Source organism: Peribacillus suis (assembly GCF_059384845.1).
In genome coordinates, this window is the sequence record NZ_CM182019.1 from 3226103 (window position 1) to 3244896 (window position 18794).

The window sequence follows — 18794 nt, forward strand, 5'->3', positions numbered from 1 at the left end:
TTTATTAAGTTATTTTCCACGTGTTACCATATAGATACCGTGACTATTATCACCATACCTATAAGCATAAGGGGCTGAAAATATTGTCCTACCTAACCGATTTGCAATCCGAATTAACCTTGAAGAAACAACAGGTCGAAAAGTTAAAAACCTGCAAGCATGAATTAGACAGTCTACAAGGAGAATTCCTTCAGAACGAAAGAGTAGTAACGAAACCAGCGCTCTCTTCCCAAACATGGCATGGAACCTTAGCCACTGATTTTACTGAAGTTCGTGAAGACCTAGAATTAGCCTATAAAGATCTATCTCAATCTCAGTTGAATGCAGCGATAACGGCCATCGAAAACAAAATAATGAGCCTTCAATCAGAAATCACTTCATTAGAAGCCAGGATTACAGCTGAAATCGAACGATTGGCTAGAGAAGAAGAAAAACAAAGACAAGAAAAGCTACGAAAGGATTGAATGGTTTGAGTCAAGAAATAAAAGTGAATGGTGAAGATGTAAAAGCAGCCCTCTCGAAAATGGACCGTACAATGGAATCCTTCAAAACGAAATTACTAGACGATTTCGCAACCGGAAATGAATTAGACGTTGTAAAAAAAATCAAGGAACTAAACCATCAATTAGAAAAGATTGGCCAAACCTATATAGAAATCTTAAAAGCTAATAACCAATCCGTACGAACGGCCATACAAGAGGTAGAACAGGTTGACCAACAGCTTTCAACTTCTATAAACGCACATTAGAATATGGAGGATACAATGAGGACACTTCATTCTCAATCTTTACATAATGGAATAGATGGATTACTAAGCAAAGTAAAAGTACAAAGGAAACAGGCTAATGAACTGGAGAAGGTTATTCTTGAATTTTCCAATCTCGATGATTCCTTAAAAGGAAAAGGTGGTTCAGCGATACGCGCCTTTTATCAAGATTGGCATATCCCTTTCCTTTCATTCTATGACTCTTCTCTTAAAAACTATGAAGCAGTCCTGACGGCTCTTAAAGAGGCTTCTACTGAATTGGAGTCTGATTCAAGCGGTTTGATCCGCCAAAGCTTTCTTGAAGGCGAACTCACGACAGGCTTAAAAAATGCACAAAATGTAACCATTGATTTAGTGGATGAAACCAACACCACCCTGGATCAGATACGTGATATCGTTGCCATCGAAAAGCTCAATGACCAGACATTTCTCACCCACTATCAAAGAGCTAATTCTAGAATAAAGGAAACGGTTGATAATTTGGGTGCGTTTGATACAAGCCAAACAAAAGAACTAGCATCCGTAGAGGATGACATACAGTTGATGAACAACTATCTCGCTGAAATTCAAGGTATATTCAGTAGCGGAAACTTCAGCATCGAAAACTATGATGTGAATCAAATAAAGGATAAGCCTGCATTTTCAGAGATAGAGAATCAAGTAGCTTCAGAAGCTAAGATGACATTTGGACAAATGCTTACCTCTCCTTTTGCCTATATTAACGAGAAATTTAGTTTTGGTGATAATGTCTTAGCAGGATATCAAGTGTTTTCTGCCACTTCCACTATGTTCCTGTCCAATAAATTAAGTATTCATTACTTTGGTAGTAAACCGACACTATGGCAAAAACTAAAAGGAAATTATGAGTTTTCTGTAAAGACAGATCCATCTTGGACATCGAAAGGAAAACATAGTTCGAAGGTTTCTAAATGGCTATTGGACTTTTCCAGATCCACACCTACTAATCCAGTGATGCAGAAACTACAGAAATTCGCTGCTTCTTACACAAGTCCTTCCCATATGTTAAAACATCTGGCCGGTTTCCCAAAAAACTTCGAGCGATCAACTGGCAAAGAATTAGTTAAGGGAACGATTGATAGGATGGAAAAAAACGGTACAACAGGTCTACTAAGTAAAGTGGTTGGTGCAAAAGGTTTAACTTCTGCGGCACAAAGGATACCTATTGCTGGAAATGCAATCGCATTTGCTTCTAACCTAGGTGAGTTCACGGATCCTGAAAATTCAAATAAGTCAACTGCTGAAAAGTTTGGAAGATTTGCTTTTGGGTTTACATCAGATTTAGCAGCAATAGCTGGAGGAGCGAAAATAGGAGCTACAATTGGTAGTATCGGCGGACCTGTGGGAGTTGTTGTAGGCGGGGCAGTAGGCGGATTGGTTGGCGGTTTAGTAAGCTCTACTTTTGGTGACCAAATCAAAAAAGTTGGAGAAAATATTGGAGGATCTATTGAAGAAAAATCTAGTGAATTGGCCCATAAAACAGTAGAAAAAGTAGAAGGGGTTGGCAAGAGTATAAAAAATTCAGTTTCTAGTTGGTTTAATTAAGTATTAAATATATCTACTAGGAAACGCTTCACTTCGTTAAAGTGAAATTTATCAGTATAATACAGCATCCTCCAAAAGATTAAGTCTAGAAAAGAGGAAGATAATGACACATAGTATAATTGAAGTTATTGGCACTTTATTTGGTTGTATACTAGTAACACAATTCTCGTACGGCTTCTTGATTTTTTTATTAGAATCTACTATGACCGATTTTTATGCTCTAGGCATCTACAAACCGCCTAGAAATTTTTTTCAGAAAACTACCAATCTTTTTATGTTGATTACGATTGGCTTGGGGTACCATATTTATCTTATACTTCGGAACTACAATTGGTTTGTAAGGAAATTTTTATTTCTTATCGCACTTGTTTTACAAGGAATTGCTTCTCTTATTATTTATTACATCGTTTACGGAATCTTGAAAGCTATTTTTCTATAAATTCATTCTTCGTATCTCTGGGAAAAGGACGATAATAGAAACAATACAATAGACAAGGAGAATTTTAAAATGAAAAAGGTTAAGATTAAAAAATTCATATGGAACCTAGTAACTCTGGGCTTCTTTCTATTAGGTTGTCTATTTATTTACTCTGCTTTTTTAAAGTTGTGAAGTGAGTTTTAGTAACAATACAAAGAACAATGATAACTAGAATACTTTTATTCCTGTGTTAGTTTTAGAGGCAATTGCTTAATGATTATTTATGAGATGTGAAATTTCATCTTTTTATATAAGTAGGTTACCTTTCATTTTTTCAGAAAGAGGAAAATCATGATATATAGCATGATAGAAAATATAAGAAATTTATTAGCAGGATATCTAACAATACAACTTACCTATGGATTCTGTATTTTTTTATTGGAAGAAACAATGACCAGTTTTTACGCTTTAGCCATCTATGAAAAACCTAGTAGTCTTTATCAGAAATTTGTCAACTTGTTTATGTTTCTTCTCGTTGGTTCTGGTTACTACATTTATCTTAAACTCAGGAAATATAACTGGTTTGTTAGGAAACTTCTATTCCTAATGGCTCTTCTTTTACAAGGAATTGTTTCCGTGATTATTTATAAAATCATTTATGGGACGTTGAAAGCTATTTTTCTATAACTTAGAAAGAGGAATGTCATGGTAGGCGATATAATTCAAGGCATCAGGATTTTTATAACATGTATACTCTCAACACAATTTGCATTTGGCTGTACTATTTTCTTTTTCGAAAGTGCGATGATCAACTATTATGCTATGGGAACTTATGAGAAACCCAGTACTCGGTATCAAAAATTCGTAAATTCTTTCATGTTCACTTTAATTGGTACTGGATTTCACATTTATCTTAAACTCAGGAAATATAACTGGTTTGTTAGGAAACTTCTATTTCTACTAACTCTTATTTTACAAGGAATTGCTTCCATTATTATTTACAAGATCATTTATGGGACAGTGAAAGCTATCTTTCTATAACTTATCAAAAAGCGGATACATAACCATAGTTCTTAAAAGGACGTGACATCATAATGAATCATTTGTTAACCTGTACGACTGAAGAATTAGCCTTAATGGTGAGTGTTGCCGGACATCATGAAATCGCAAAAGGTATTGCCGAAACTGCTATTGGGGATAAGTCCGAAAAAGAGTGGTTGGCCATTCTTGAAGTAACGAAAAATCAATTGATGATGAAAAACATGTGGAGTGAGGAGCAAGAATCTCGGGAAGAAGTACCATTAATGCAGGAAACTCAGCGTTTCATCGAGAAATATATTGGCTCAAAACGAATGATTCGCTGCTCCAATTTTCCTCAAAAATCCGTTTTAATGCTACATCACTTTGAAGAGGATGAATGGCTTTTCCATTTGATCGATCGAGATATCATTCATGAATTCGCGATTATCCCCTCTTCTGAAATCCAGATGGTCATCAGGGAATATTATGGGATTTCCTTTGACAAATATGAAGGTGAGGAAGCTTTCTCTCTGACCGAGCAAGCATTTGATTGGTTAAGTAATCCTAAAAAAGTTGATAAAGTACGCAAGAAGTCCAAGTTTACCCAGCAAGAAGAAGACAGTTTCTACTTATTCTCTGATGACCTGCGCACTTATGACTGGACTTTGTTCAATATTTCCAACTTTAGTATAACGAGTTACGAAGAAGAAACATACTTAGAGAACATTCTATTCTTTTTACCTTCTGATCGTGGAATATGGCTTGCAGAATATACGGAAGATCCAAAAACCCCTGTACATATCCATTTAGCCAACCATGATGAATGGGAAGCCACATTAGCTGGTATTGGTGACTTAGCTGCCTATCAGGGACAAACAATATATCAAAGTTAATAGATTGAGTAATGCGAAGCGGCCATTTCAATAGGATTGGCCTTTCGTTTTGAAAAGAGGCAGATTATGTGCACGACATCATTCAAGGTATAAGAATTTTATTATTATGTATTCTTTCAGGACAACTGATGTATGGATTCTTAATTGTCTTGTTCGAAGAAACCATGACCAACTTCTATGCTTTAGGTATTTATGAGCCGCCCAATAATCTTTTTCAAAAAATAACGAATCTCTTCATGTTGATAACGATTGGCTCAGGCTATCACATTTACACCAAACTCAGAAAATACAATTGGTTTATTAGGAAGTTTCTCTTCCTATTTGCCCTGTTTTTACAGGCAATCGCTTCTGTTATGATTTATAAAACCATTTACGGGGTTTTGAAAGTTTTATTTCTATAAGTGATTACCTTCATTTTTTGAAAGAGGACAGTATGACAAACAGTATAATTGAAAGTATAAGAATTCTATTAACCGGTTTCCTTTTAACGCAACTTTCGTATGGTTTCACCATTTTTTTATTGGAAAGTACAATGACAAACTTTTATGCACTGGCGATTTATGAAAACCCTCGTAACCGTTATCAAAAGTTCGTTAATTTTTTCATGTTTATTCTCGTTGGCTCTGGCTATCATATTTATCTTAAACTTAAAAAATACAATTGGTTTATTAGGAAATTTCTTTTTCTAATAGCTCTTGTTTTACAAGGAATTGCTTCCGTCATTATTTATTACGCCATTTACGGGAGCTTGAAAGCCATCTTTCATACATAGGTTTTCATGTAATTTAAGAGGCTGCCGGAAAATTCCGGCAGCCTCTTGTTTACTACTTTGTGAAAATCCCTATAAGTTCATTCAGCCCAAGATAGGCAAACATGATGAGGCAAGCTGTTAATACCACATTAGGGACGGATTTATTCCGATACTCTTTATCTACCTTTTTTGAGTTTAATAATAGCAACAAGGAGATCGCCAGAAATGGCATGAATAATGCACCTAATGCTCCATAAATGATGATTAACTCGACTGGTTTTCCGAAATAAAACAGCATCATCGGAGGAAAGGTCAACCAGGCTAGATAGGCGCGATAGGCCGGTTCTGTTTCGGATACAGCCTGTTTGCCTGCTGTTTTTTTCTTGCGTATCGTTTTAATAAAATCAGCGAAAAGGTACGGGACCCCGTTCCAAACGCCAAGTAAAGATGAGAAAGCCGCGGACCAAAAGGCTACTAAGAATAACCAGCGCATCGGCGTTCCAAACTCCGCGCCAAGCATTTCAGCAAGTTTGATGAGGCCTTCATCATCGCGGATACTGACCCCTGTACCCATGAGGAACTGGGCGCCAATTACCAATGCGGCCAATGTGAAGATGGCCGTTAAAGTATAGGCGACCTTCGTATCCGTCCGCATCATGGAAATCCAACCCTTCCCACTCCACTCTTTTTCACTTAACCAATATCCATAGGAAGCCATCGTGATCGTGCCACCCACTCCACCAATCAAACCGAGCATTAGCAAAAAGGAACCTTCGGGAACTCGGGGGACAAACCCACCTGCGAACTCCCCTAAATTTGGCAAGAAGAGAAGTGCCGTACCGATAATCGTTACAAACATCACCCCGATCAATGCTGTCATGACCCGTTCAAATAGAAGATAGCGGCCGGTCCATACGAGGCCGAACCCTGCAACCGAATGGATAATGGCCCAAGCCCAAAGAGGCATGATGGGAAACATGGCGTGCATGGCCAATGCAGAAGTCGACGCTGCAGCCGCTCCATAAATAAAGCCCCAAATGACTGAATAGACTCCAAAATAACCCGTTGCCCATTTCCCCAATGAATGCCAACCGTCAATCATCGTTTGTCCGGTTGCCAAATACCATCGTCCCACTCCTTCATTTAAAAAGTATTTCAGAATCGCACCAACGATGATGGCCCATACAAACGTCATCCCAAACGAAGTTCCGATGACGATGGATGTGATCAAATCGGCAGTTCCAACACCTGTCGCAGCTACGACTATCCCTGGACCGACCTGCCTAAGTTTTTCTCCCATGGTGGTGGGTGGGAGTTTGATTTGTGCATGGTTAAGTTCTGTCTTCATATAAAACCTCCTAGAATAAATTTTCTGAAACCAAACCTTTAAATGTAACCCCTTACATTACTAAAGATATATAATGAGTAAAAGTAGTTCACGTTTCACCAAATAGTTTCACTATCCGTACAAAGTGTACGTGCAGTGAAACATATAACAATCATAGTTTTCTTTTGAATAGAAGTCAATATAGTTATTTTACTTTTCTGACAACTTCACAATATACTATTGGGATTATTTTGGGAGGTCGTTCATTATGGATCAAACCACGAGTCATTCAGACTATTTTGTACACTCGGTAGCTAAAGGATTTGAAGTGTTACAAGCATTCGATTCTAGCTCAATTAGCCTTTCACTTCGGGAGCTATCTGAACGGACAGGCATTAATAAAGCGACAGTCCGACGTTTTGCTTTAACCCTTGTCAATCTTGGATACTTGAAGATCATCCAGGAAAAAAAATTTCAGCTCAGTCCAAAGATTTTAGACATCGCTCATCACTTTTTACAATCATTGAATTTACCGGAGTTCACCCAACCCATCTTGGAAACCATTTCTGCCACTGTTCAAGAATCTACCAACCTGGCCATTCTTGATGGAAATGAGATTGTCTATGTATCTAGAGTGAATGCAGCTAACCGAATTGTCGGAGCAAACTTGTCGGTCGGTTCAAGATTACCTTATTATGCAACCTCAAAGCCCTTGTTGCTTGGCTACCTGAAAATGAAAGGAAGGTAATCTGGGAAAGCACGATAATCGAACCCTTTACTCAACAAACACTCACCACTTTCGATACATTCGAAGAAGACCTTGCCAAGAGTAGAATGCGCGGTTATACAATAGGAGACGAAGAACTCGAACAAGGACTATGCTCCATATCCATGCCCATTATCAACCATCAAGGTGCAACCATTGCCGCAATTAATATTTCCACCCAGGTAAGCCGGACAGATAAGAAGAAATTAATCGAAATCTACTTACCAGTCCTTCAAGAAGGAGTCAAAAAAATAAACCAACAAACCGGAGTTAACATGTAAAAATCCACACCCTATTAAAGTGTGGATTTTTATCATCTATTTCATTTAACAGAGACTCTTCAATTCATTGGTTAATCTGATAAATTTTTTCTTATCACGGGTTTCCAACGAATGATCGATTTCTTTTTCGATTTGATTTTTTCGATAATCATTAAGGGCCTTGATAAGTACCATTTCTGCCAACGTTTCCATCATCTCAGGTTCTAGTGGTGTTATAGGCAATTGCTTCTCCATTCGAAACCAACTCCTTCACCTTTTTTCTATTATATTGGACAACTTGAAAATTAGTATCATTCTTTATGTTTTCTTAAAAATATACATTTAGTAGTAAGACATCGTTTTTTGTGAACCGTTCCCCTCTCCCTTCTCTTACTCTCATGATTAACTGGATTTGACTTTTCTATACATGAAAATAAAAAAAATCCTACCCTTCTATTATTAAATAAGAAGAGTAAGATTTTATGATATGAGCTATTTTCCCCTGACTTTCAGTAACCCCCAAGATAACAAGCCTGTAATTCCTACAAAGATTAAGTCAATAAGTACCCATTCAAAATCAATTCTATTATAATGATAATCCTCTTCATGAAAATAAGTGAAATTCCACCAATAGAAAAGCACGGATATGATTACATGAATGATGGGTCCTACTATAATTTTCTTTGTAACCAATGCTGATCCTGTTCCTATTACAACAGCAATCGGGAGGATAAGCACTTCTAAGACGTAAGGATTAAACCAAGTTGATGCACTTATCATTCTAATCCTCCTCTAATGAGCAGCTTGTTCCTGTTTCAATTTCTTCCACCGGGAATAGATATCCAAACACGAAATCAATAGAATCAGCCATAGGAAAATACCATTTGGAATCACCCGTACAAACGATAGATTCGGGAAATAATCCAGCACAATGACTGGTGTAAAAATAACAAGCGTGATTACTTGTAATGACTTCATTTTGCCCTCCGCTATTTCGATAACAACCTCTTTCAATCAACTATCCCGGTGATCCATTTTCTTATTAATGGACCGGAGTTCATCTTCAATCCGAGTGAGCCTACTATCTATATCTTGTTGATTACGATTCTTGCCTGAATTCTTAAGTAGCCTACTGATAAACGCAGTGAATGAAACAAAGAATAAAGCGATAAGTGCAAATACGATGATCATCAAAATGATTCCTGGTACCCCAATATTACTCATTAAAACAGCTCCCTTCACTATCCATTTTATACCAAGATGATAGTGGAATCATACCTCATTATGCTAATAACAATATGCCCTTTTACTAGAATAGTTTAATTCGACGTTCGTTTGCATTAATTCAACATTCAGCCTCATTAATTCAACATTCGTGGCAATAATTCAACATTCACACCATTAATTCAACTTTCACTACAAAACAAAACCGATAGCCACTTGCCGCTATCGGCTTTCTCTCACTCTTTTAATAATCTCCGTAATACCTTGCCTGAACTGGTTGTTGGCAAGCTGTCCCGGAATTCAACGTAGCGGGGATATTTATAGGACGCCATCCTGTTTCTTGACCAATCGATGATTTCCTCCTCACTGATCTCCCCTTTGTACTCCGGTTTCAATACGATGAAGGCCTTCACGCTTTCGCCCCTGTTCGTATCTGGCACACCCACTGCGGCAACTTGTAAAATCGCTTCATGGTCTTTCATCAACACTTCCACATCTTCCGGAAAAATGCTGTATCCCGAGGATTTGATCATCTCTTTCGTACGGCCGAGGAAATGCAGATAACCTTCCTCATCCAGCATTCCAATGTCACCTGTATAGACCCACCCATTTTTTAATGTCTCGGCTGTCGCGTCTGGCCTATTCAGATATCCTTTGAATACGCCAGGGTTCTTCAACACGATTTCCCCTCGTTTACCCGGCCGTAAATCTTCTCCTGTTTCGAGGTCAACGATGCAGATCTCGGTATCAAATGTAGGAATGCCGCAAGTACCAAACTTGATTTTATCACTCGGCATGAATGTATCACATGTATGGGTTTCACTTAACCCATACGATGCTTCATACAAAAGACAACCATCGGTCAATTCCCCCCATGCCTTTGCAAGTTTTTCATCGACCGGAATACCAAAACTAGTCGCGAAATTCAATTCAAGTGAAGTTAAGTCTCTTCCTTCGATACCGTGAGTATTCAAGATGGCTACATTCATAGGAGCGACCGTATATAATTTATTCACTTTATATGTTTCAATTGCGCTGATTGCCGCCTCTGGCTCAAACCTTGTCAATGCCACACACATGCAGGCACTATATATAGGAAGATTGACGCCCATCACCATCCCGGCAATATGGCAAAATGGAGCGCCTGACAGCATTTTGTCGCTGTGCGTGATGAAAGAACTCTGAGCAGTCGCTGCCGTTTTGAACAACGCGTTCCCATATGTAAGCATCGCCGCTTTCGGCCTCCCCGTCGTACCCGAAGTGAAGACCATCAGGCTCACATCTTCCCATATATTCACTTCTTCCACTTCTTTTAGAACCTCATTCGTATAGAGAATTTCAAGAAGATCAAACGTTCGTTCCATTGTCACTTTCTCCGCCAAAAACTCGGCTGGCAACGGCAAAGTGGGAGATTCCGAAAGAAAGTCAGCGTAATGGGTGGTGATGATAAATTGTAAAGATTTTGCCTTACCTTTCACCGCTTCCATAGTTGGATATAACTCCTGGCCGGCAATCACGGCCTTTATATCTGCCTCAATGATCAAATATTCCAGTTCCGCTTCTTTATACATCGGATTCAAAGGTACCACTATAGCACCAAGCATTTGGATGGCGTAATGTCCAATGAGATATTGCGGACAATTCTGCATGAACAAAGCGATCCGGTCACCCTTACCCACACCTTGGTCTTTGAGAAACTGGGCAAGCCTCCCCGTGTCATCCTGAAGCTGGCTCCAAGTCAGATTGTTCCCATAGTACACATACGCCGTTTCCTCCGGACGTTCCTTCGCATTATCCATCAAGTACTCATGAAGCGGCTTTTCCCCTAAGCGGTAATGCAAGGTTTCCAAAACACCTTTTGGCCAGCTTTTCTTAGTCATTGATTTCACGATCCATTCCTCCTATTAAAAGAATCACAAATGGTTGGAAGCGTTATCATTTTTTTGCAATGGACCTAGTTGAGGAACAAACGGATGAGATGGAGAGAAGCGTCATGATGTGGAATCGAAGGGAATAATTTTTAGAATATTCTAATATCAATTATATTTCATCTTATCTTTAAAATCTAGGATAGTCCCTCTGTAAAAAAAAATTCCTCAGTAACTTGAACAGAGTATAAAAATAGCATTTGGCGGGCGCTTCCACCAAATGCTTAGTTTTGTTCCAACTTGTTAGAAGTAATCCAGACCTTTAAAAGGTGACTAACCCAACCATACGACCAAATCCGTAACCAACCAATATAATTAAGAAACCTCCTATAATATAGAAGGATGCCCTCATAAATTGATCCTGTTTGTTTATAGTCTGAAAAACACTTTTCAAAAACTTATTCATTGTAAATTCCCTTCAAAATTATTCATTTGGAAAATTGATACAATAATTCTACCATAGAATACATCAGTTTGTACCGGATAACATGGTAGTCAACGTATAATAAACGAAATGGAGATTCTGTCCATTCATTTCGAAGCCTTCTTCACTGGTAGCCACTTTCTTGAAGCCGTTTTTCTCCAAAACTCTTTGGGAGGGAATATTAGTAGTGGTCGTCTTTGCATGGATTTGTTTGATATCTTTATTGACAATTTTCTTTAGTAATAATTGCAGAGCCCTATTGGCAATCCCTCTTCCAGTGTATATTTGACCTACTCGATAACCAAGATGCCCTATTCTTTGGTTTTCTTCGATATCTACCACATTTATTCTTCCTAAAATGGAATGGTGGTTATCCTTGATTAAATAGAAAATGGAAGCTCCTCGTGTTTGTTCATCGAGTAATGCTTTATGGCTTTCATTGAAATGAGCAGGGGTATAATAGTCATCTCCACGAGACGGGACCATTTCTTCAAAAAAAGCTCTGTTTTCCAGTTCGAATGCTAACAACTCTTCCATATCTGAATCTCGTAACTCCTCTATGAATATATCCATTTATGCCGCCACCCCTTTTTGTCTAAGTATAATGGAAAATTAAGGATGAGTAACGTTTTTTCTTGGTGAGGGATATTTGTTTATTTGGCATTTCCAACAAACAATAATAAAAACACCGTGAATGTAATCATCCACGGTGTTTCCCTTTATCCTTTGAATTGACTTTGGAATCCTTCTCGCAAGCGTTCTGGCAGCTCGACAATGGTTTCGTTCAATGTATCCAGCTTTGTTTCGATCCGGTGAAGCAAGTACAAGGTTACAATGATGGGAAACCCGATATCGCTGACAAACGGTAGGATTTGGTCCACTTTTATTCACCTGCCTTGGTGTAGTTTTAGTCAAAAAGGACAGGCTCACCGCTTCCGGACTTGTCCTTCCAAGATGAGCCTGCCTATGAATGTAGTTGAATCACCATGAATTCAACCACATTAGCAAATAATCCGACCATTGTGGGCATTAATTCAACCGTTACGACGGATAATTCGACCGTCAGAAGAGATAATTCAACCGTTACTAATTTTAAAGTACTTCGACGTCCTCGACATTACGCTCGACCACGCGTGCTCCCTTGATGCTAACGAAATCTCCTGAAGAGGTGATGAAAACATTTTGCGCGATGATTTGTTGCATCGCTTGCTTCACTTGATTCACGTCCACCGGTTCCTTTGGATTATCCACAGAAATCGTAGATGACTTTCCTTCTTCTGTTACGAAGATCATTTCCAATGCTTTAGCCATACCTGTCACCTCCCTCGTTTTCCGACCTCACATCACTTACCCGATGATAGCGTTCGTATCCACGCGGTTCACTTCACCCATCGGATAATTCTGCACACTCGCAATGGCCTTGGCTGTTGCCGATAATTGATCGACCAATGCATCCGTTTTAATGTTAGAAAAGGACTTACGTTTAAAAACGATCTCCCCTTTTTCATTGAGGCCCGTTTCAAAATCCAATCGTAACGTTGTCGATAATTTGATTTGGTTTGCCATGTCGCTCACCCCCTTTCATACTCTATATAAACTTTTTCGCGGGAAAAGTAGCATGGCGGGTAAAACTTTTTCATAAAATGCGTAAATATGGAATAAATCATGTAAAATAAAAGAAAGAACATCGAAAACCTAAGACGTTTCCATCACAGTAATGTGGGTAGAGAAAGGATGAGGCATTCTCTACACGTCTCTTTTGAGGAGGAAAGTTCATGAATCCTGTCATCTTATTTGATGGTGAATGTAACTTTTGCGATTCGAGTGTCCAATTCATCATAAAGCGCGATCCGAAGGGGCTGTTTCGTTTTGCTTCCCTTCAAAGTCCAACTGGACAAGAGTTGCAGAAGAAGTATCAGGTTCCCGGGAATATCGATAGCATCGTCTTGCTTGAGACTGGCAAGGCCTACTATAAATCGACTGCAGCACTAAGGATATGTAGCCATTTGAAAGGCGCTTGGAAGCTGTTTTATGGCTTGGTCATTGTCCCACGTTTCATTCGGAACACCGCTTATGATTTCATTGCCAAAAACCGTTATAAATGGTTCGGGAAAAAGGAAGAAAGCTGCATGTTGCCTTCACCAAGTATCAGGAAGCGTTTCTTATAAATGAAAAAAAAAGACGAAAAGCAAAGGTGCTTTTTCGTCTTTTTTATATATTCTATGATTTCCCACAAAAATAATAGTTCCTTGAAGGAGTGATTTCCCTTGTATCCACAAACATTATTAGAAATTATAGGGTCTACTATTTTTGTAGTTATGCTGTATGCCACTGCCTTATTATTGCCACAAAAGATCAGGAAATTGAGTTTACTAATGGCCTCTTCCATTACCGTATTCGTGCTTGCATTCTTTGTTATTCGCCCCTATTGGGTTGATTATCAAGTATCCAAGAAGACTGAACAACTCAACCACTATCTTGAGGACAAATATCCGAATCAAAGATGGCAACTCAGTAGGGACATTGGGAGAAACTATAATCCGTATCACGTAAATGTAGAATTTGAAAACGAAAAAGGGTGGACGTATTCGTATTCCTTGAGCAATGAGTTGTGCCAAGGCTCTTGGTCGCCACCAGAAGGAAAAAGCCCCAGTGAAGGGAAACATTTCGAGAAGAGTTGTGATTAGGCCGCCTCTTGTCAGTAAATGATTTCAGACTTTATCTTGCACTTTTTGCACTAAAGTCAAGCCAGCCGCATTCTATTAAACGTTAAAACACTTACTTACTCAAACTTAATGTCTTCCCAAATAAAACGAGGGTTAAATTCATTCGGTTCCAGGTCCGTTTCTTTGTACGTAATCGGCTTTTCATTTGGCATCGTAATGGTTAGTTTCCTTTTATCTTCGCTTAATTTCAAAGTGAAAAGGGTAGTGCGATTTCGATTTTCTTCATTATATAGGATACCCGTGATTGTGGAACCAGTCGGATTCACGATTTCAAAATGCCTAAGTGGATCAATCTCGTTTTTTGTGATTCTCTGAAGGGTATACGTACTGATTTCATCCCTCATGATAATAAGGTACGTGTCATTCGATATCCAATAATTGTACAATTGGCTACCAAAATACTTAGGGGTCTTATAAGAAGGAACATCGCTCGTTTCCACTAAGTCTTTCCCCTCTTTTGTTTCTTGCACTTGGAACTTTCCTTCTTGGATGGCTGGTTCTTCACATGCAACAAGGCTACCTATCATCAGCCATCCAATCATTACTCTTTTACACCTATGCACATCTTATCCCCCTATTCCATTTCTCAACGGGTATCTTTATTATCTATTGATTATAATTCCTCTCTTTTATTTACCATAAAAAGGAACTAATTTACAACCAATACGCTAAAAAAAAACGATCCCTACATCTTCCCATTTATTATTTTTTACAATTTTTCACTAAAATATACTATTATATTAAAGACAACAATCAAGGAGGAAAGTCATGAAGAAAATGGCCGTCATACTTACTTCGTTATCCGTATTTTTAGCTGCTTGTGGAAATTCCTTTATTTCTTCTCAATATCAAGAAATTGATACGATTGAAAATGACTTAGGGGATCATGGAACGGTTTATCAGGCTTATAGTAAAAGTGTTTCAGAGGTTGCTAGTGAGATCCGGACGGACACAGAACCCGATCATGCTTCAGTAAGCAGTGAGGAAGAGATGTTTCTCCTCTATCCAGAAGACTCAACAGATGAAGTCATACATATTATGAAAGATGAACTAAACCCAGCTAATACGATCATTGAAGTCGTCGAAGAGGATTTTGCCGAAAATAGCTATGACTTTCCTCTTATGGAAACACTCGGCGTTTTAAGTGTGGCTACCACTTTGTATGGCTGGAATCAAGTAGACTCGAAAACATTAAAGAAACGGCTGGGCTATAAGGGTTATGTTAACGCGTTTAGAAATCATAACTCCACTAGTATCCCCACTAATTCTTTGATGGAGGATGAAGAGGGAGACGAATCCGGATCTTCATACACGGGTAGCGGTTATAGAGGGACAGGCAATGTGAAAAAATCATCAGATCCGGACAGCATTCGAAATGGTGATGTTGTACGTGGTGGCGGTCCGGGGACCGGGAAATGACAAGGAGGATATAAGAAATGTTTGAAAACATTATAGACGTACAGGAAGTGTTACTAACAATCTATTACTTTTTGGTATTGGGTGTAGTATCCATTGTTTGTATGTGGATTTTCGAAAAAATCACACCGTACAATGATTTTGAACTGATCAGAAACGGGAACAGTGCGGTCGCTATTCAGTTTGCGGGGAAAATCTTGGGTATCACCTATATCATGAGTACTGCCGTTGACACAAATAATTCCTTACTGGGTGCCGCAATATGGGGCATCATCGGCTTTATCTTGATGATGATCGGTTATTTTATATTTGAGATCGCTACACCGAAATTAGATGTGAGAAAAGAGATTGAAAAAGGGAAAGTATCGGTTGGAATCATTGCAGCCGCTATATCCCTCGCTATCGCCTTTATCATTTCAGGTGCCATTTCATAAGACGGACTAACATGAAGAATCTGAGTTCTTTCAGGTTCTTTTTTGATGGATCATTATAGATTGTGAAGGAGAGAACAGTATGTCAGAAAGAGCAAGCCACATTCAAAAAAGAAGAATCTTCACGTCTTCCGGGATTGTTTCTATATGTGGGATTGTGTACCAGGTACTATATGGAGCCGCTGGTGGCTATCTTTTCGGGGATTCCACATTATTCTATTGTTTAACCATTGGCTTGTTTTTGAGCGGGATGGGCATTGGGGCCATGCATAGCGGTAAATTCCATCGCCACTTGATGTCCAAATTCGTGATAACGGAATATTTGATTGCCTTAATCGGTGGTTTCTCCATCTTCTCTGTTTTTTACATACAAGCAAATTTCGGGGATGGGACATCCAAGGTCTTTTTATTTGCCATCATCATTATCACCGGTTATCTTACAGGATTGGAAGTGCCCCTACTTATTCGGAAATCCGAAGAAATTGATGCCGACTTAAAGGAATCGACTGCTAATGTACTGGGATGGGACTATGTTGGTAGTCTATTGGGGACCGTGGCTTTTGCTTTTTGGCTAAAACCGACGCTGGGACTGATCAAGACCGGATTTTTTATCGCTTTTATCAATATCATCGTGGCCCTCTGGATAAGCTTTGCCTTTAAAAAAGAGATTCAACAAACGTATATCAGACTGACGGGGATCTTATTAACCATCGTGATTGGCTTAGGTTTTTTATATGGGGAACAGTATGCCCATACATTGGAGCAGAAACTTTATAGAGACCCCATCGTTTTTTCCAAAGATACGAAATACCAGAAGATTATCATGACGAAAGATACAGGAGATTTACGTTTATACCAAAATGGACAGCTTCAGTTCGCTGAATCAGATGAACATCGATACCACGAAGCGCTGGTTCATATTCCAATGTCGCTTTCCGACAAGAATACGAATGTACTGGTCCTTGGTGGTGGTGATGGGTTGGCGACAAGGGAATTATTGAAGTATAAAGAGATTCAAAACATTACCCTGGTAGACTTGGATCCTGAAATGACGACCCTTTCCAAAGAAAACCCACTTTTGACGAAGTTGAATCAAAACTCCTTTCACTCTAAAAAAGTTCATATTATTAATGAAGATGCCTTTAGTTATTTGAAGAATGCCGATGACGTATATGATGTCATCCTTGTAGATTTACCTGATCCGAATAACGAGTCCTTGAATAAACTCTATACGTGGGAATTCTATAGCTTAGTTAGGAACCACCTGACACCAACTGGCTTTACTTCTATTCAATCGACTTCCCCTGTATTTGCTACAGCGGCTTTCTGGACGATCAGTAACACCGTGAAATCGACAGGGTTATATGTGGATAATTATCATTTAGATATTCCTTCGTTTGGTAATTGGGGTTTCACATTAGCCTCCAGGGAAAAGTTTGATATTGAAACTGCTGAACTAAAAGTGGAAACTACCTATCTTGCGGATGAAATGATTCCATCTCTCTTTTACTTCGGCAAAGATGAAGATCAAGATATAACCATCAAGGGTAAGCATTTTGAGATCCCCGTTAATTCATTAAATAGACCCGACCTTCTCGACTTATATGAAAGAGCTTGGGATTATTATTAACAACAAGAAAGTTGAAACTTTTCCTCACTCTTTCCGTACTATCTATTATAAATTATTTACAGAGGAGGTATTTTATTGGATAGGCCTAAGTCGGTAAATAAATCCAGTCTTGGTCTTCCTATTTTCTTTGGAATGGGAATAGGTGCGGTAGTTGGGTTAGTTGCTTATGTTAAAGACTGGCTCTGATTAAAAATGAGCGAGACGGAAAGCAGATTATGCCTTCCGTCTTTTTACTGCTAGGACGTGGACTATCGCCATAAGTGGTTGGTAGTCGGGCTCAATTGCAGTGATATATCTCACTTTTAACCTTAATCAAGCTGTTACACTTTGGATTGTGTTAGGAAATAGAGCATGTACGAACAAAAAGCTCATCTTTGAAGGACCATCCCTTCAAAAATGAGCCTAATTCGACCATTGTGGCGATTAATTCAACCATTATGGGCATTAATTCAACCGTTACGACGGATAATTCGACCGTCAGAAGAGGTAATTCAACCGTCACTAATTTTAAAGCACTTCAACGTCCTCGACATTACGCTCGACCACGCGTGCCCCCTTGATGCTAACGAGATCTCCTGATGAGGTGATGAAAACATTTTGCGCGATGATTTGCTGCATCACTTGCTTCACTTGATTCACGTCCACCGGTTCCTTTGGATTATCTACGGAAATCGTCGACGACTTTCCTTCTTCCGTTACGAAGATCATTTCCAATGCTTTAGCCATACCTGTCACCTCCCTCGTTTTCCGACCTCACATCACTTACCCGATGATAGCGTTCGTATCGACGCGGTTCACTTCACCCATCGGATAATTTTGCACACTCGCAATGGCCTTGGCTGTCGCCGATAATTGATCGACCGATGCATCCGTTTTAATGTTAGAGAAGGATTTACGTTTAAAAACGATCTCCCCTTTTTCATTGAGGCCCGTTTCAAAATCCAGTCTTAATGTTGTCGATAATTTGATTTGGTTTGCCATGTCTCTCACCCCCTTTCACTGTCTATATAAACTTTTTCGAGGGAAAAGTAGCATGGCAGTGGAAATATATTTTAGAAAAGCTCAATAAAAAAGGAGACAGCATTTACACTGTCTCCACTAGCATTCAACTATGAACCTTTAAACAGGGGCACTAAATGGCATGCATCCACTGCTTATGAAAGGTGCCAAATGATCATCCTACATGTTAAATGGATAATTTTCGAAGTCTTGTATGGGTAGATATTTTTTCCAAACTACATGCCTTTCCGT

24 protein-coding genes and 1 pseudogene are annotated in these 18794 nt (G+C 38.9%); 11 read left to right on the forward strand and 14 right to left on the reverse strand.

The features are described 5' to 3' along the window. The first annotated feature begins 83 nt into the window (after positions 1-83). The 5 genes from AC503W_RS15735 to AC503W_RS15755 all read left to right on the forward strand — a co-directional run bounded on the left by AC503W_RS15735 (position 84) and on the right by AC503W_RS15755 (position 5432). A complete protein-coding gene (locus tag AC503W_RS15735) occupies positions 84-464 on the forward strand; it encodes a YwqH-like family protein (RefSeq protein ID WP_494914845.1) in 381 nt (126 codons plus the stop codon). Positions 465-469: 5 nt separating this feature from the next. Further along, positions 470-748 carry a DUF5344 family protein gene (locus AC503W_RS15740; RefSeq protein ID WP_494914847.1) on the forward strand — a complete coding sequence of 93 codons (279 nt, stop codon included), beginning with the start codon at positions 470-472 and terminating at the stop codon, positions 746-748. 15 nt (positions 749-763) lie between these two features. Further along, on the forward strand, positions 764-2329 hold the full coding sequence (locus tag AC503W_RS15745; RefSeq protein WP_494914849.1) for a ribonuclease YeeF family protein: 1566 nt from the start codon (positions 764-766) through the stop codon (positions 2327-2329). A gap of 1512 nt (positions 2330-3841) precedes the next feature. Further along, complete coding sequence (locus tag AC503W_RS15750) at positions 3842-4660, forward strand: YfjC family protein (RefSeq protein ID WP_494914851.1); 819 nt, start codon at positions 3842-3844, stop codon at positions 4658-4660. A gap of 433 nt (positions 4661-5093) precedes the next feature. After that, a complete protein-coding gene (locus tag AC503W_RS15755) occupies positions 5094-5432 on the forward strand; it encodes a hypothetical protein (protein WP_494914852.1) in 339 nt (112 codons plus the stop codon). Between the two features lie 52 nt (positions 5433-5484). Here AC503W_RS15755 and AC503W_RS15760 read toward each other — a convergent pair whose 3' ends face one another. Then, positions 5485-6759, reverse strand: coding sequence for an Nramp family divalent metal transporter (locus AC503W_RS15760; RefSeq protein ID WP_427688195.1), 1275 nt, complete (start codon positions 6757-6759; stop codon positions 5485-5487). 247 nt (positions 6760-7006) lie between these two features. Here AC503W_RS15760 and AC503W_RS15765 point away from each other — a divergent pair. After that, positions 7007-7785: pseudogene (locus AC503W_RS15765) on the forward strand (IclR family transcriptional regulator domain-containing protein). A gap of 45 nt (positions 7786-7830) precedes the next feature. Here the strand turns inward: AC503W_RS15765 and AC503W_RS15770 are convergent. From AC503W_RS15770 to AC503W_RS15810, 9 genes are all read right to left on the reverse strand, one after another. Next, positions 7831-8019 carry an IDEAL domain-containing protein gene (locus tag AC503W_RS15770; RefSeq protein ID WP_494914854.1) on the reverse strand — a complete coding sequence of 63 codons (189 nt, stop codon included), beginning with the start codon at positions 8017-8019 and terminating at the stop codon, positions 7831-7833. Between the two features lie 237 nt (positions 8020-8256). Next, positions 8257-8544, reverse strand: a complete 288-nt coding sequence (locus AC503W_RS15775) for a hypothetical protein (protein ID WP_494914856.1) — start codon at positions 8542-8544, stop codon at positions 8257-8259. Between the two features lie 12 nt (positions 8545-8556). Further along, complete coding sequence (locus AC503W_RS15780; protein ID WP_494914858.1) at positions 8557-8742, reverse strand: hypothetical protein; 186 nt, start codon at positions 8740-8742, stop codon at positions 8557-8559. A 36-nt stretch (positions 8743-8778) separates the two neighbouring features. Continuing rightward, positions 8779-8988: a DUF4083 family protein gene (locus tag AC503W_RS15785; protein ID WP_494914861.1), complete on the reverse strand. Its 210-nt coding sequence runs from the start codon at positions 8986-8988 to the stop codon at positions 8779-8781. A 236-nt stretch (positions 8989-9224) separates the two neighbouring features. Further along, positions 9225-10868 carry an AMP-binding protein gene (locus tag AC503W_RS15790; protein ID WP_494917370.1) on the reverse strand — a complete coding sequence of 548 codons (1644 nt, stop codon included), beginning with the start codon at positions 10866-10868 and terminating at the stop codon, positions 9225-9227. A gap of 517 nt (positions 10869-11385) precedes the next feature. After that, on the reverse strand, positions 11386-11913 hold the full coding sequence (locus tag AC503W_RS15795) for a GNAT family N-acetyltransferase (protein ID WP_494914864.1): 528 nt from the start codon (positions 11911-11913) through the stop codon (positions 11386-11388). A gap of 146 nt (positions 11914-12059) precedes the next feature. Further along, on the reverse strand, positions 12060-12221 hold the full coding sequence (locus AC503W_RS15800) for a YvrJ family protein (protein ID WP_402873704.1): 162 nt from the start codon (positions 12219-12221) through the stop codon (positions 12060-12062). A 211-nt stretch (positions 12222-12432) separates the two neighbouring features. Then, entirely contained in the window at positions 12433-12651 is a 219-nt protein-coding gene (locus AC503W_RS15805; RefSeq protein ID WP_402873702.1) for a DUF2922 domain-containing protein, read from the reverse strand. Positions 12652-12687: 36 nt separating this feature from the next. Next, on the reverse strand, positions 12688-12906 hold the full coding sequence (locus AC503W_RS15810; protein ID WP_402873680.1) for a DUF1659 domain-containing protein: 219 nt from the start codon (positions 12904-12906) through the stop codon (positions 12688-12690). A gap of 209 nt (positions 12907-13115) precedes the next feature. Between AC503W_RS15810 and AC503W_RS15815 the strand changes: the two genes are divergently transcribed. Both AC503W_RS15815 and AC503W_RS15820 read left to right on the forward strand, forming a co-directional pair. After that, positions 13116-13508, forward strand: coding sequence for a thiol-disulfide oxidoreductase DCC family protein (locus AC503W_RS15815; protein ID WP_494914866.1), 393 nt, complete (start codon positions 13116-13118; stop codon positions 13506-13508). Positions 13509-13607: 99 nt separating this feature from the next. Next, positions 13608-14027, forward strand: a complete 420-nt coding sequence (locus AC503W_RS15820; RefSeq protein ID WP_494914868.1) for a hypothetical protein — start codon at positions 13608-13610, stop codon at positions 14025-14027. Positions 14028-14122: 95 nt separating this feature from the next. Here AC503W_RS15820 and AC503W_RS15825 read toward each other — a convergent pair whose 3' ends face one another. Beyond that, complete coding sequence (locus AC503W_RS15825; RefSeq protein WP_402986839.1) at positions 14123-14629, reverse strand: hypothetical protein; 507 nt, start codon at positions 14627-14629, stop codon at positions 14123-14125. Between the two features lie 205 nt (positions 14630-14834). Between AC503W_RS15825 and AC503W_RS15830 the strand changes: the two genes are divergently transcribed. The 3 genes from AC503W_RS15830 (at position 14835) to AC503W_RS15840 (ending at position 17543) form a co-directional block, all read left to right on the forward strand. After that, positions 14835-15485, forward strand: a complete 651-nt coding sequence (locus tag AC503W_RS15830; protein WP_402873692.1) for a DUF4247 domain-containing protein — start codon at positions 14835-14837, stop codon at positions 15483-15485. Positions 15486-15502: 17 nt separating this feature from the next. Continuing rightward, on the forward strand, positions 15503-15916 hold the full coding sequence (locus AC503W_RS15835) for a DUF350 domain-containing protein (RefSeq protein ID WP_402958021.1): 414 nt from the start codon (positions 15503-15505) through the stop codon (positions 15914-15916). A gap of 79 nt (positions 15917-15995) precedes the next feature. Then, entirely contained in the window at positions 15996-17543 is a 1548-nt protein-coding gene (locus AC503W_RS15840; protein WP_494914871.1) for a polyamine aminopropyltransferase, read from the forward strand. Between the two features lie 337 nt (positions 17544-17880). Here AC503W_RS15840 and AC503W_RS15845 read toward each other — a convergent pair whose 3' ends face one another. Genes AC503W_RS15845 through AC503W_RS15855 form a run of 3 tightly spaced genes read right to left on the reverse strand, consistent with a single transcriptional unit; the run spans position 17881 to position 18524 of the window. After that, positions 17881-18045 carry a hypothetical protein gene (locus AC503W_RS15845; protein WP_494914873.1) on the reverse strand — a complete coding sequence of 55 codons (165 nt, stop codon included), beginning with the start codon at positions 18043-18045 and terminating at the stop codon, positions 17881-17883. Between the two features lie 5 nt (positions 18046-18050). Beyond that, complete coding sequence (locus AC503W_RS15850) at positions 18051-18269, reverse strand: DUF2922 domain-containing protein (RefSeq protein ID WP_494914878.1); 219 nt, start codon at positions 18267-18269, stop codon at positions 18051-18053. 36 nt (positions 18270-18305) lie between these two features. Then, a complete protein-coding gene (locus tag AC503W_RS15855; RefSeq protein ID WP_402986841.1) occupies positions 18306-18524 on the reverse strand; it encodes a DUF1659 domain-containing protein in 219 nt (72 codons plus the stop codon). Between the last annotated feature and the right edge of the window lie 270 nt (positions 18525-18794).

Coding starts and splice junctions, on each gene's coding strand:
- AC503W_RS15745 (WP_494914849.1), top strand. CDS start 764: ATGAGGACACTTCATTCTCAATCTTTACATAATGGAATAGATGGATTA.
- AC503W_RS15750 (WP_494914851.1), top strand. CDS start 3,842: ATGAATCATTTGTTAACCTGTACGACTGAAGAATTAGCCTTAATGGTG.
- AC503W_RS15755 (WP_494914852.1), top strand. CDS start 5,094: ATGACAAACAGTATAATTGAAAGTATAAGAATTCTATTAACCGGTTTC.
- AC503W_RS15760 (WP_427688195.1), bottom strand. CDS start 6,759: ATGAAGACAGAACTTAACCATGCACAAATCAAACTCCCACCCACCACC.
- AC503W_RS15770 (WP_494914854.1), bottom strand. CDS start 8,019: ATGGAGAAGCAATTGCCTATAACACCACTAGAACCTGAGATGATGGAA.
- AC503W_RS15775 (WP_494914856.1), bottom strand. CDS start 8,544: ATGATAAGTGCATCAACTTGGTTTAATCCTTACGTCTTAGAAGTGCTT.
- AC503W_RS15780 (WP_494914858.1), bottom strand. CDS start 8,742: ATGAAGTCATTACAAGTAATCACGCTTGTTATTTTTACACCAGTCATT.
- AC503W_RS15785 (WP_494914861.1), bottom strand. CDS start 8,988: ATGAGTAATATTGGGGTACCAGGAATCATTTTGATGATCATCGTATTT.
- AC503W_RS15790 (WP_494917370.1), bottom strand. CDS start 10,868: ATGACTAAGAAAAGCTGGCCAAAAGGTGTTTTGGAAACCTTGCATTAC.
- AC503W_RS15795 (WP_494914864.1), bottom strand. CDS start 11,913: ATGGATATATTCATAGAGGAGTTACGAGATTCAGATATGGAAGAGTTG.
- AC503W_RS15805 (WP_402873702.1), bottom strand. CDS start 12,651: ATGGCTAAAGCATTGGAAATGATCTTCGTAACAGAAGAAGGAAAGTCA.
- AC503W_RS15810 (WP_402873680.1), bottom strand. CDS start 12,906: ATGGCAAACCAAATCAAATTATCGACAACGTTACGATTGGATTTTGAA.
- AC503W_RS15815 (WP_494914866.1), top strand. CDS start 13,116: ATGAATCCTGTCATCTTATTTGATGGTGAATGTAACTTTTGCGATTCG.
- AC503W_RS15830 (WP_402873692.1), top strand. CDS start 14,835: ATGAAGAAAATGGCCGTCATACTTACTTCGTTATCCGTATTTTTAGCT.
- AC503W_RS15835 (WP_402958021.1), top strand. CDS start 15,503: ATGTTTGAAAACATTATAGACGTACAGGAAGTGTTACTAACAATCTAT.
- AC503W_RS15840 (WP_494914871.1), top strand. CDS start 15,996: ATGTCAGAAAGAGCAAGCCACATTCAAAAAAGAAGAATCTTCACGTCT.
- AC503W_RS15850 (WP_494914878.1), bottom strand. CDS start 18,269: ATGGCTAAAGCATTGGAAATGATCTTCGTAACGGAAGAAGGAAAGTCG.
- AC503W_RS15855 (WP_402986841.1), bottom strand. CDS start 18,524: ATGGCAAACCAAATCAAATTATCGACAACATTAAGACTGGATTTTGAA.